This window comes from uncultured Psychroserpens sp. (genome assembly GCF_947494225.1).
Taxonomy (GTDB): domain Bacteria; phylum Bacteroidota; class Bacteroidia; order Flavobacteriales; family Flavobacteriaceae; genus Psychroserpens.
Window position 1 is genome coordinate 53,917 of record NZ_CANLUG010000007.1, and the last position, 12,262, is coordinate 66,178.

Annotated in this window: 16 protein-coding genes; 12 read left to right on the forward strand and 4 right to left on the reverse strand. The window is 32.9% G+C overall.

Translation table 11 applies throughout. The features are described from left to right. The first annotated feature begins 79 nt into the window (after nt 1-79). From Q0893_RS15180 to Q0893_RS15235, 12 genes are all read left to right on the forward strand, one after another. A complete protein-coding gene (locus Q0893_RS15180; RefSeq protein ID WP_299277206.1) occupies nt 80-1,321 on the forward strand; it encodes an erythromycin esterase family protein in 1,242 nt (413 codons plus the stop codon). 24 nt (nt 1,322-1,345) lie between these two features. Continuing rightward, nucleotides 1,346-1,888, forward strand: a complete 543-nt coding sequence (locus tag Q0893_RS15185; RefSeq protein ID WP_298903552.1) for a hypothetical protein — start codon at nt 1,346-1,348, stop codon at nt 1,886-1,888. Nucleotides 1,889-1,984: 96 nt separating this feature from the next. Beyond that, complete coding sequence (locus Q0893_RS15190) at nt 1,985-2,656, forward strand: hypothetical protein (RefSeq protein ID WP_299277210.1); 672 nt, start codon at nt 1,985-1,987, stop codon at nt 2,654-2,656. A 7-nt stretch (nt 2,657-2,663) separates the two neighbouring features. Beyond that, nucleotides 2,664-4,100, forward strand: coding sequence for a T9SS type A sorting domain-containing protein (locus Q0893_RS15195; protein ID WP_299277213.1), 1,437 nt, complete (start codon nt 2,664-2,666; stop codon nt 4,098-4,100). 63 nt (nt 4,101-4,163) lie between these two features. Next, nucleotides 4,164-4,739: a hypothetical protein gene (locus Q0893_RS15200; RefSeq protein WP_299277216.1), complete on the forward strand. Its 576-nt coding sequence runs from the start codon at nt 4,164-4,166 to the stop codon at nt 4,737-4,739. Between the two features lie 116 nt (nt 4,740-4,855). Further along, nucleotides 4,856-5,515, forward strand: coding sequence for a hypothetical protein (locus Q0893_RS15205; RefSeq protein WP_299277219.1), 660 nt, complete (start codon nt 4,856-4,858; stop codon nt 5,513-5,515). Between the two features lie 14 nt (nt 5,516-5,529). Then, nucleotides 5,530-5,862, forward strand: coding sequence for a hypothetical protein (locus Q0893_RS15210; RefSeq protein ID WP_299277222.1), 333 nt, complete (start codon nt 5,530-5,532; stop codon nt 5,860-5,862). Then, on the forward strand, nt 5,859-6,344 hold the full coding sequence (locus Q0893_RS15215) for a hypothetical protein (RefSeq protein ID WP_298903558.1): 486 nt from the start codon (nt 5,859-5,861) through the stop codon (nt 6,342-6,344). Before Q0893_RS15210 ends, Q0893_RS15215 begins: the two co-directional genes overlap by 4 nt. A gap of 104 nt (nt 6,345-6,448) precedes the next feature. Then, on the forward strand, nt 6,449-6,976 hold the full coding sequence (locus Q0893_RS15220; protein WP_299277225.1) for a DinB family protein: 528 nt from the start codon (nt 6,449-6,451) through the stop codon (nt 6,974-6,976). Nucleotides 6,977-7,000: 24 nt separating this feature from the next. Next, entirely contained in the window at nt 7,001-7,894 is an 894-nt protein-coding gene (locus Q0893_RS15225) for a tetratricopeptide repeat protein (RefSeq protein WP_299277228.1), read from the forward strand. 14 nt (nt 7,895-7,908) lie between these two features. Next, the gene (locus Q0893_RS15230; RefSeq protein ID WP_298903561.1) at nt 7,909-8,757 is read left to right on the forward strand and encodes a GNAT family N-acetyltransferase; all 849 of its coding nucleotides are present in this window, start codon (nt 7,909-7,911) and stop codon (nt 8,755-8,757) included. Between the two features lie 2 nt (nt 8,758-8,759). Further along, nucleotides 8,760-9,161 (forward strand): ACT domain-containing protein, encoded by a 402-nt coding sequence (locus Q0893_RS15235; protein ID WP_298903562.1) that lies wholly within the window; start codon nt 8,760-8,762, stop codon nt 9,159-9,161. A gap of 4 nt (nt 9,162-9,165) precedes the next feature. Here Q0893_RS15235 and Q0893_RS15240 read toward each other — a convergent pair whose 3' ends face one another. Genes Q0893_RS15240 through Q0893_RS15255 form a run of 4 tightly spaced genes read right to left on the reverse strand, consistent with a single transcriptional unit; the run spans nt 9,166 to nt 12,251 of the window. After that, on the reverse strand, nt 9,166-9,396 hold the full coding sequence (locus tag Q0893_RS15240; RefSeq protein ID WP_298903792.1) for a DUF3820 family protein: 231 nt from the start codon (nt 9,394-9,396) through the stop codon (nt 9,166-9,168). 4 nt (nt 9,397-9,400) lie between these two features. Then, nucleotides 9,401-9,943, reverse strand: a complete 543-nt coding sequence (locus Q0893_RS15245) for a DUF922 domain-containing protein (protein WP_298903563.1) — start codon at nt 9,941-9,943, stop codon at nt 9,401-9,403. Then, nucleotides 9,943-10,344, reverse strand: coding sequence for an OsmC family protein (locus tag Q0893_RS15250; RefSeq protein ID WP_298903564.1), 402 nt, complete (start codon nt 10,342-10,344; stop codon nt 9,943-9,945). Before Q0893_RS15250 ends, Q0893_RS15245 begins: the two co-directional genes overlap by 1 nt. Further along, on the reverse strand, nt 10,341-12,251 hold the full coding sequence (locus Q0893_RS15255) for a LysM peptidoglycan-binding domain-containing protein (protein WP_299277234.1): 1,911 nt from the start codon (nt 12,249-12,251) through the stop codon (nt 10,341-10,343). Before Q0893_RS15255 ends, Q0893_RS15250 begins: the two co-directional genes overlap by 4 nt. Between the last annotated feature and the right edge of the window lie 11 nt (nt 12,252-12,262).

A 12,262-nucleotide genomic window follows, 5' to 3' on the forward strand; every position in this document is an offset into this window, starting at 1 on the left:
TAGATTATTACGCGGTAGTTTGAAAAAAATTGTAACATTTCAATTAAATACGTATCATTATTTAGTAAACTGAATAGAAATGATCAATAACCGCGTTTTCTCAATTATACTCATCTTATGTACGTTATTAGTTAGTGCACAACCACTACAAGTTCCAGATTCGACCTACATAAACAAAAACATTAAATCTATTAATGTTAATACCAGCTATAAAAATGGCAACTGGAATCCTGTTCTTAAACAAGTTAAAAACAAACGAATAGTGCTTCTAGGAGAACCAAATCATGGCTCGAAAGAAATATTTGAATCAAGGAATGATTTAATAAAAGCATTACACGAAAAATTGGATTTTAATGTCATCCTTTTTGAATCTGGACTAGGAGAACTCATTTCAATCAATTTGCAAAAAGAGACCTTAAACCCTACTGAAATGACCTATGGTTTTTTTAGTGGATGGCGAACATCAGAGTTTGTGGATCTTATGGAGTATATAAAAGCAAACGACATTTCAATAAGTGGTTTCGATGTTCAGCGTACTGGCAATTCGTTTGAGAACCTCATGAAAACGGAATTAAAAAGATTAGGTCTTGATGCCAATCAATTGTCACGCTTAGAAGCTCGTTTTTCCGAAGAAAAAAAGAAACTAACCAATAGAAAATCAATATTTGATTCTTTAAACAATTCTACCAATACACTCATAAAAGATTATAAACAACAACTTTCATCTATTGAACTGTTAGACAATCAATATTTAGATCACACATCTCATTTAGTCATAAGAACTATTAAAAACCGTATAAAATATCTAGAATACTTTTTGGTTTTTGTGAAAGACAAAGATTGGAGTAAAAGATGGCAAGCACGAGACTCTATGATGTATTCTAATATGGATTGGCTTTTAAAAACTATTTACAAAAATCAAAAAGTAATAGTGATTGCTCATAATTTTCATATTTCGAAACATAATGGCAAGGAAGAAGTTATGGGAGAATTTCTCAAAAAAAAATATGGTTCTAAAATGTATGCTATAGGGGTGTTTGCTGGTAAAGGAAGTTTTTTTAATAACCGTGGACAAGAAGAGCAACTAAAACCAGTATCAGATATTGGTCTAGATATTAAACATGTCATACATCGACTAAGCTCTAGAGTTGGTTTTTTGAACATTCCAAAAAAAGCCAATAAAAACACAAATTGGTTATTTAATGATATCATCATAAATGATACATTCATTGACTTAAATGGTTCTAATCAAATGATTTTGTCTGAAAATTTTGATGGACTAATTTTTATTGACGAAATTTCACCGCCTAAAAAAATATAGCTATTTAGAAAACCCTTTGAACCAATGAGTATTATACAGGACATAACCGAAAAATATTACGGTAAATATTCTGCAGAATCTGAGAAGAGTTTTAATAGCCCTGTTGGTAAACATTCTTTCCAGCAAAAAAAAGGCATTATAGAAATAGACGGAACAAAAATTAGTATCAACCTAAACGCTGTTAAAGGAGCAACTTATGGTACTGAACCTTTCAGAATTACACTTCATTTAAATAAAACTTACACTATTAAATTTAGTGCTTTTCCAAAATCTTTATGGCACCGATTCTTAGATTTTCTTATACCAAGTCGAGTAGTTTTGATACCAAAATCTGTTAGAAATCAATTTTTATTTGGTGGTGATAAAGACATCATAAAAAATATCGTTTCAGATGAAATTTTCATCAAAAATATAGCTAATGAAAAACTCTACATTGGAACCATGGCTAAACCAACGAATAAAATTATCTTAACTCCTGCCCATGGAATTAAAGACATGAAACAATTCGAAAAGTTCATTAGTATTTTGAAGTGTGTTCAAAAAACCATAGAAGAGAATGCGCCATAGCAAACATAAATCAACTAAGTTAAAATCTTTCAGATTATTCTATAGTTTCATATATATTTACTAACTTAAATCCAAACAAGAACATAGTCAATTATTATGAAATTTTTCAAATCATTTTTAATTCTTACTGCACTATTTTTTCTAAAAAACGACTCCACGAAGGCGTATTATTTTCAGCTATCGGATTTAAGCACAAGTATCATTTTTAAATATGAATGTAAGTCTGATACTTCGAAAACAGAATATTGGAAATTAACATCAAACACCAAGAAAAACACTTTGATAACAGAAGCCTATTCAAACGATCTTAAAAAATATGAATTCTTTGTAGAAGAGTTCAACTCTGATGGATCAAAAGTTTTAAAGTTTATTAGTTACCACTGGAATAAAATTGGAGAAATAGAAGTTATCAAAAACAATCTAAAAGAAGTAGATGTTTTTAAATGGAAAAAAGATCAAACCTACTGCTACTCATCAGAGTATATTGATGGAACATACGGAAAAGTGTCGTTCTCTAAATGCAGAACTTTTTTGAAAGAAGAGGTCTTAACCATCCTAGGAAAAGACTATCCCGTTCTCAAATTTAAAGGGGTTTATAAAACCAAAATCCCAGGCGCCAATTATGACGATGAATACTATCAATATAGTTACTATGCTCAAGGGTTAGGACTAGTTAAAATGGAAAAGAACTACCCTAACGGAAAAACAACAGTATTAGAACTCACAGAGATTATATCAAATGACGATTGGGAAAAAAAACTAAATTAGATAGTCTATGATGCTTAGAATAAAAAAAAGGTTAGCATTATTGATTTTAACAGGAACTGTCATATCTATTCAAGGGCAAGTTCAAATTGGAGATGACATAGATGGTCTAAGCGCTGGTAACCTTTTTGGAAATAAAACGAGTATATCTTCTGATGGGACCGTTGTTGCTTGCGTAGGTATTGGAAATGCTGGAGGACAAGGAAATATCCGTGTATTTAAAAACAATAATGGGGTTTGGAGTTTATATGGAACAGATCAAAATGGTGCTAATTTTGAAGGCATTGGTGCTTATGATGTAAGTCTATCTGCAGATGGTAACACTTTAGCAATAGGTGGATGGTCTAATGCTGTGAGGTTATATACTTACGATGCTGTAACCGGTTTTTGGACACAGAAAGGTAATATTATTACAAATAATACTGGCGTAGGTACTTTTGGTTATAGCGTTAGCTTATCAGCCGATGGAAATAAAGTGATCATTGGAATACCAGGATTAGGAACCCCTCCTCCACCTGAGTCCGGGATTATTCAAATATTTGAATATAATTCGGGCACTTGGAGCCAACTTGGAAATAACATTGAAGGTTCTGTTTTTGCAGGTCATTCTGGGCTTAGCGTAAATGCATCTTCAGATGGCAATAGGATTGTAATCGCCAACTACGATTCGGTATTTATCTATGAGAACATTGCAGGTCAATGGACACAACTAGGAAACGAAATTATAGGCGACAATGTATCTGGGTTAGACATTAGTGACGTTGCCATCTCATCTGATGGTAATACTGTAGCTGTTGGAGAACCTGATTATAGCGATGCTTTTATTCAACGTGGACGTGTTAGAGTCTTTAATTACGAATCTGGAATATGGCATCAAATTGGTAGTGCTATTATGGGAGAAATAGCTTACTATCGAACAGGCTGGAGCGTGAGCTTATCTTCCAATGGAGACATATTGGCTATTGGAGAAATAGGCAGTATGAGTGGGTCTACTGACAAAGGACGTACACGAATTTTTAAAAACGTAGGTGGTTTTTGGTCCCAAATAGGAACTAATATTTTTGGTGAAGCGAATGAAGATTACTCTGGCTGGAGTGTAAGTTTGTCTGAAGACGCTAGTACACTTGCTATTGGTGCATCAAGAAATGACGGAAATGGAGATAATTCTGGGCACACCAGAATTTACAATTTGAGCGCATTACTGTCTGTGAACGATTTGATTCAATCCCAAATTAGTATGTTTCCCAACCCCGCTAAAGAAGAAGTTACAATTGAGTTGAATGACGCAACTACATTAAATACCGTAAATATCTATAATAGTTTAGGGAAATTAATTCGTACAGTTAACAACCTGATTATTGATACATCAAAACTTGCTTCAGGCCTTTATTATGTTGAAATTAAAACCAATTTAGGCAAGGCAACTAAAAAATTAGTGATTCAATAAAACTAACGTTCCTTTTATGGTCTTCATTCCGCATACCTTCTAAATGACCTAAACCTTAACAACATGATGTGGACATTTCAAACCGACATTTTAAACGAAGGGACTCTAAAGTTTCAAATTCATAATGATGGTAAAACCATTAGTTATCGTGATTGGATAGATCTCATTCAAAACTCGGTTGAGTTCTGTACATTTTATACAGAACTTTTAAGAACCTGTGATTTTAAAGGCTTCTTTTGGGAAGTGAAGCCAATCAATAAAAATGAACTCGATTTTGATTTCGAATTTGTTCTTGTTGAAGGCTCTAATTTAAAGTATTTGGTTGCCAATAGTTCTCGCTTCGAAAAGTACTTTACGCCACACGAGGATGCTGTTAGCTTTCCTAATCTTAGAGGTGATGCGCAACTGGTTGTACCTACGAAAATTTCAGAAGCAAAACACTACGCACATTTAGCATTATTCTTACGCCATGCACCTAAATCACAGATTTTATCATTCTGGAAAAAAGTAGGAACGACCTTTTCTCAATTTCTTGGAGAAGATAAAAAATGGCTAAGTACAGCTGGTTTAGGAGTTCATTGGCTGCATGTAAGGATAGATTCAAGCCCAAAATATTATAGGCATAAAGATTATAAATAAATTTACTTTAAGTTATTCTTCATTAGAATGACATCTCAATTAAGCTAGATTCTTTGTTTTCTTTTACTAAATTAGTAGCTATAGAAAAGAACGAATAGCCAACATTATAAAACGAAATGATAAACTTCTTCAACAAAAAAAAAGCTAATATCAACTCACTGACAATTCCTAATCTTAATTGGACAAAACAACAAGACAATAAGACTATTAAACAATGGGTTAACCCAGAGCAAAGTATTGCGCTGTCTTTACATTTCTTTGACTTAGAACCCGATTTGCCAACGATAAAAAATAAAGATGCTCTTAGAGATTTCTATAGAAATCAAATAGTTCAACACAATGGCGGCTTAGTTTTAGTAGATACAACGCAGCTAAAAACACATTCTGCTGTAAAAACTATATTCAAAATTCCTCAAGAACCTACTGGGATGGTTTATTTAGCATCCTTGACGATTCCTTTTAAGACCTGCAGTTATGTGGTGAAAATACAAGCTCCTGAGATTGGAATGACTGGAATGCGAGACACTGTAATTGTAGATAAACTTCTAGGTGAAGGAAAAATTTCATTTGGAGATGATGGCATTGAAAATTGGTTTTCGGATCCTTACGATAGTTCATTCACCGAAGGAACATTAATGAACAAATCTGAAGACGCTATTTACGATGTCGATTTTCAAAATCATCCATTAACCTTAGCCAGACAATTAATCGCTCAACTAGAAGAAAATATTGGATTTAAACCTGAAATAGAAAAACTCATCCCATTCGGAAAATAATTATAATTTCAACTATGAAAACTTACAAGTCACTATTCTGGATTGCATGCCTTTCTTTTATAATACTATTGTGCTATTTCTATTTACGAAAGTTAGATTACGATTATGAAGTATCTTCAAAGACATGGGATATTCAAAATCATGAATATGACATTCGTATCATTGATGAAATCTTATCTAAATCTGATCAATCGAGGCATCAAATTGATAGTATTTTAAAAGGTCATTATCCGTCTGATAGTGATGGCTTTCGCCACGATGGAGACACCATATTTTTAAGCCAATCCAAACTGATATTTAAAAATGGACAATTAACTAACATCGCTAATCTATACGCTCGAGAATGAACGCAACCAACATAGATATTTACGACTTTAACTTCCTTATTGGAAAGTGGACCGTCCTAAATAAAAAATTAAAAGAACGCCTTAATAATTGTAATGAATGGACTGAGTTTCAAGCCGAAATGCAAACCAAACCATTTCTTAATGGATTAGGTTTGATGGATGAAATGAAATCATCACATTTTGGAGATGATTTTATCGGATTTAGCATTAGAATGGTAAACCCAAAAACCAACTCATGGACGATCTATTGGGCAGACACTGCACATCCCGAAAATTATTTAAAAGAACAGGTTGTTGGCGAATTTAAAAACGGTATTGGTGAATTTTATGGTGAAGAAACTTATGAAGGTCGTTCCTACAAATTACGGTTTACTTGGACAAAACCATCCGAAAATACAGCACTATGGAAACAAGCCTACTTTGATGAGAAAAACAGCCAATGGGAAACCAATTGGATTATGGAATTTACTAAGATGAATTAGGACATACACCATGTAATCAGGCTTTAACTAATTTTAGTAATATTAAATTTAGAAACGTTTGCGATGAATTTTTTATACTAGATTAAATATGCAATAAAGTAACTATGATAACATTCAATTTAAATGAGGCTATTAATATCCTTGAAAGAACTCCTGAAACTGTAAGTTCTTTGCTTAATGGTTTACCAGAACCTTGGATAAAATCCAATGAAGGTGAAAATACTTGGAGTCCTTATGACATTATTGGTCATTTTATTCATGGAGAAAAAACAGACTGGATGGCACGTGCCAAAATTATTTTAAGCACATCCAATACTAAAACCTTTGAACCCTACGATCGGTTTGCACAACAACGTGAAGATCAAAATAGACCAATTTCAGAATTACTAAACACATTCAAAATACTAAGAGACCAAAATCTTATGACGTTAAAATCACTTAATTTAGGTGTCGACGAGCTCAATAAAACTGGTATTCATCCAGAACTCGGAGTCGTTACCTTACAACAATTGTTATCAGCTTGGGTTGTTCATGATTTGGCTCATTTAGCACAAATTAACCGTGTTATGGCAAAACAATACGCAACTAACGTTGGCGTTTGGAAAGCCTACATGGGCATACTTAATCAATAAATAATATATATTTAAATAAATAAAATGAAAAAACTCATACTTTTTTTTAGCATCATTGGGCTATCACAATTAGCTTGGTCACAAGATTTTTACAACGAATTTCTAGAACATTGTAAGACCAATGATACGGTTAGTCAACTAAAAGTTCTTAAACAATGGAAAACGTCAAACCCTAATGACCCAGAACTTTATACGAGTTTTTTTAACTATTATTTTCTCAAATCTAAACAAGAGGTTATTGCATTAACCAACGATAAACCCAATGGAGATGGTTTGGCACTAAAAGACAGCCTTAATCAAACAGCTGGTTATTTAGGAGGTCAGATCATTTATAATGCGAAAGATATTCAAAATGCAATGGAGGCCATTGATAAAGGCATTGCTTTATTTCCTGACCGTTTAGATATGAGATTTGGAAAAGTATATGCTTTAGGGCAAACCAAAAATTGGGCAGCATTTACATCAGAAATTATTAAAACCGTAAAACATTCTTCTCAAAATGATAATCGTTGGACTTGGACTAACGATGAAAACAGAGAAGATGGTAAATCTTTACTCTTGTCATCTATTCAAACCTACCAGGTACAATTGTATAATACTGGAGATGATAAATTACTGAATAACATGAGAACCATTGCCGAAGAGATTTTAAATTATTATCCAAATCATGTTGAGAGTTTATCTAATGTTGCTTTAACTTATATGGTAACGGGAGCATATGATAAAGGTCTTGAGTCCCTCTTTAAAGCTGAAAAGATAAATTCGAAAGACGCTATTGTTTTATCTAATATTGCCCATTGTTATAAATTAAAGGGAGATGCAAAAAAATCTATTGTTTACTATGAAAAGGTCATTGCTTTGGGAGATACACAGTACAAGAACTATGCTGAGCAACAAATCGCAGAATTAAAACAATAAATAGACCTGTTCTTATGACCATAAATGTTCTAAAAAATATATCAACCAGTCAGCTATTAGCCACATTCAATCTGGCCTTTTCAGATTATTTTATACCATTTCGGCTTACATTAGAGCAGTTACAATATAAACTGCTAGCAGATCATACCGATTTAAATATTTCAGTTGGTGCATTTGATAAAGATAAGCTCGTAGGATTTATATGTCATGGCATCCAAACCGTAGGCACTTCCAAGTTGGTATATAATGGTGGAACAGGTGTAATTCCCGAAAAAAGAGGACATGGTTTAACGGCTAGAATGTACGATTTTATCATTCCTGTTTTAAAAGAAAAAAATGTAGATGCCATTGTTTTAGAAGTCATTTCAACTAATACTCAAGCTATAAAATCTTATGAGAAAGTAGGTTTTAAAACGAAGAGAATGTTGCATTGCTATAAAGGAAATGTTACTATTTCTAAAGTGTCAAATGCTGTTGAAATTAGAGAATTATTATACTATGATTGGGAACTAATGGAATCGTTTTGGGATAGTACTCCCACGTGGCAAAATGCACCTCATGTTTTGAACAAACTAAAAAGCAACAATCATATTTTTGGAGCTTTCATTAACAAAACTCTTGTAGGCTATGTTATTTATAATGCACAAAGTAAACGACTACAGCAAATAGCTGTGAATGCACGTTTCCGAAGACAAAACATAGCATCATCAATTATACTGCATATTTCAAAAACATTTAGTCCAGACTTATCTATTATCAATGTTGATGAGCAATCTAAGTCTACCAATACCTTTTTACAAACCATTGGCCTTAAGCATCACCTAAGTCAGTTAGAAATGAGATTAGACCTTAAAAAGCAATAAACATGTCTGGAGAAACCAATTTAGTTCAACTTATAAAGGGTATGACACCTCAACTGCATAAAGGCAATTATGTGTTTTGTACAGTTAAGAATTTAGACCGAATAAAAAGAGACGATACTATTTGTGAATTTCAAGAAATTGAAGGCACAACTGTTGTTCTAGAACAAAGCAAAGCAGACGCACTAGGTCTTAATTATGATTACGTATCTTCATGGATCACATTAATGATACACTCATCGTTAGATGCTGTGGGCTTAACGGCAGTTTTTTCTAACGAATTAGCCCTAAATAATATCAGTTGTAATGTCGTTGCTGGTTACTATCACGATCATATTTTTGTAGACTCTAAGGATGCTAGCAAAGCTATACACGTTTTACAGGAACTTTCTAAAACCTATAAGTGAGACTTTATTTAGGATAGCGTTTCTGAATGTCTCTAATTAAATCTTCAAGACCATTTAATTTCAACTCATATACTTGAGTAAGCATATCGCCTAGTTTCCCTTTTGGAAACCCTTTATTATGATACCATACAATATAATGCTCAGGTAAATCGATAAGGTAGCGACCTTCGTATTTACCATATGGCATTCTGGTATGCGCTAATTTTATAAGAAAGGTTTTATCAGGTTGAAGCATGACCCTACTGAGACTTGAAGTCTTCAAATTTTTTAAGTTCAGATTTCACAAACTCCGACCAAATGGCTTGCTGTTCTTTATTGATTGAATTCTGACTTTGAGTATCATAAGCATTCTGCATTTTTGCGAGATCTTCATTAGCTTTAACATGAACACGCCTAAGATCTTCTTTAATCTGTTGTGACATTTTAAGTCTTGAAATTTGATAGCGTAATATCCTTACATGCAATTCTGTAATATCAAAGTGTAACTGTTCATGTGCTAAAATATGATCATCACCTTTGGCCTTTATATACCATGATTTTTCTGGGTAAAAATGTGCATTGGCTTGTGCTTTAAAACTCACCAATCTCTTATTACTTTCCTTAACAGAAAATGAGAATGTAATTCCAGAAGCAGTGACTGCGACGGCATCTGTATTGGTGTCTACAGGACCTCTAAAATCAGCCCAGGTTAGTTTTTTTGATTCACTCCACGGAATCTTAACCTCATTGTTTTCGGGGACAATGAGTACACTCAATACAACAATTAAAATTCTTAATAACATTAGTTCCAGTTAAAAGTGATATCCTTTTCGATATCAGGGTGTAAACTGTAATGCACAGGGCAAGTATTTGCTGTACGTTCTAAAATTGTTCTTGTTTTTTTATCAGCTTCGAAAGGGAAGTCTAATACAACTTCAATTTTGGAAATACGTCTAGGATCACTAGCCATTGTTTTGGTGACATGAGCCGTTGTGCCTGTCATATCAACGTTTAAATCTCTAGCTTTTATTCCCATAACAGTAATCATGCAACTTGCTAATCCTGTAGCAACAGTATCTGTAGGTGAAAACGCTTCTCCTTTGCCATTATTGTCTGTTGGCGCATCTGTTATAAAAGAATTGTTTGATTTAAGGTGTGTACTTTCAGTTCTTAAACCACCTAAATAGGTCACTTTTGATGTCATAATTTGGCTTCTACAATAGTTAAATTATCATATTTCACAATATACACAGCTTCGTTGTAATAGCCTCCAAATAGTTTCTTAGAATATCTAAATTTATTCTCTACGTATTCAGTTTCAATATCTCCAGAAGATGCTTGATAGAGGTCATCTGCACTAGCCAGACGTAATAACAAATCTAAAGTTAAATCAAAGCCTCTTACAGCATACCTATTAGGGCTAACATTGTATTGTCGTCTATAAGCTCTTACAAACGCATTTCTCGATGAAGAAATATCTGTTGTCTTGTTAGGAGATGGGTAATGAAATTTTAAATTAGACAAGTGGTAATTAGAAATCTCACGTCCTTCAAATGCTCTATTTTTATCTGTAGTCATTAAGACAACTTCTTTATTATCAGAAATAAAACCGTTAATCATACTAATAACATTAGATGCAAACCCTTCATTATCGGTTTCTAAGAACACGATATTTCTTCCATTTACAAATACATTTTCTAAATCGGTTTGATATACGAAATAAGCCTCTTCGCCTTTCTTATTTTTTCTAGAAAAAATTTGTTTTGCTAACGGAAATTCTTGTTTCAGTTTATCACTAATTCTCTTATGTTTAGAATCTGAAATAATAACAATATGCTTTGACAATGAATCTGACTTTACAAAATTGATAATTGTCTCTTCCAATAAATCGTTTGAAGGAATGGTTTGAAATACATTGTCATATAACTTTTCTGGCATCGTCAATGGCGATAATACAGGAACGTTATCTTTCTTCAACTCTGTGGCTACGCGATCTAGATTTTTAGACAGTAAAGGGCCTATAACGGCATCATATTCAGAAAAATCATTATCATTTAATATTTTAGATATTTCCGAAGGTTGATTTTTTGTATCAAACACTTTAAGATATGTTGATATCCCTAAACGTTTGGCAGAATCTATCGCCATTAAGGCTCCTGCATGGAAATCTAAAGACACTTTAAGTAAGGCATCTTTTCGTATGGCTTTTTTGGCCTCTTTAACAGAATCTACATCAATACGATGTGTTCTATAAGGCATCATTAAAGCAATTTTTTTACCACTAAAATTAGTTAGACTGTTTGATAAATTTGTGTTTTCTACATCTTTTATAACAAGTTCTGTCTTAGCCGTTTGAGGAACTCGCAATACCATGCCTAATTTAAGCCCGCCCGCTTTTAATTCTGGATTCAAGGCTTCTAACTGTTCTTGTGTAACCCCAAGTTTTCTATTGAGTGCCATGTATCCTTCACTCTTTAAAACCGTATAATAATTGTAATTTTCTTCAACAGTTTTTTCTTCATTATCACTAATATTAGGCACATTAACTTCTTGCCCTGGTTGTAAAACGTCTCCTAAATTTGGATTTAGCGCTTCAAGTTCTGGTACTGTAATGCCAAATTTATAAGCCACGCGCCATTTACCTTCCTTTGGTAATACTTTATATTTCTTTACAGTATTGTTAAAAGATACTTGGCTTACAATAGTTTTATATCTTGGGATTTTTATTCTGTCACCTTTACGCAAGTTTTCAGAATATAAGTACGTATTATGCTTTTTTATGTCTTCGATAGAAACGTTATAATCTTTCGAAATACTATATAAAGTCTGTTTACGCTTTACTTTGTGCTTTTTGAAACCTATAACTTCTCTTACGGTTTCTGGTATAGGTTCATTTTTAACTCTTGATGTTGGAATAATCAAAACCGTATTAAGGTCTAGTTTATTTTTAGCATCTGGGTTAAGCGCATAAATATCGAAAGGTGTGACTAAATATATCTTAGCAATATCTTCTATCGTCTCTCCTTGCTTAACTTTATGAGTTTTATAATCTTGTGCAAAAGCAGATATACTGCATAACATGACAAGAACTATTAGAATGATTTTTTTCATTTATAATCTAT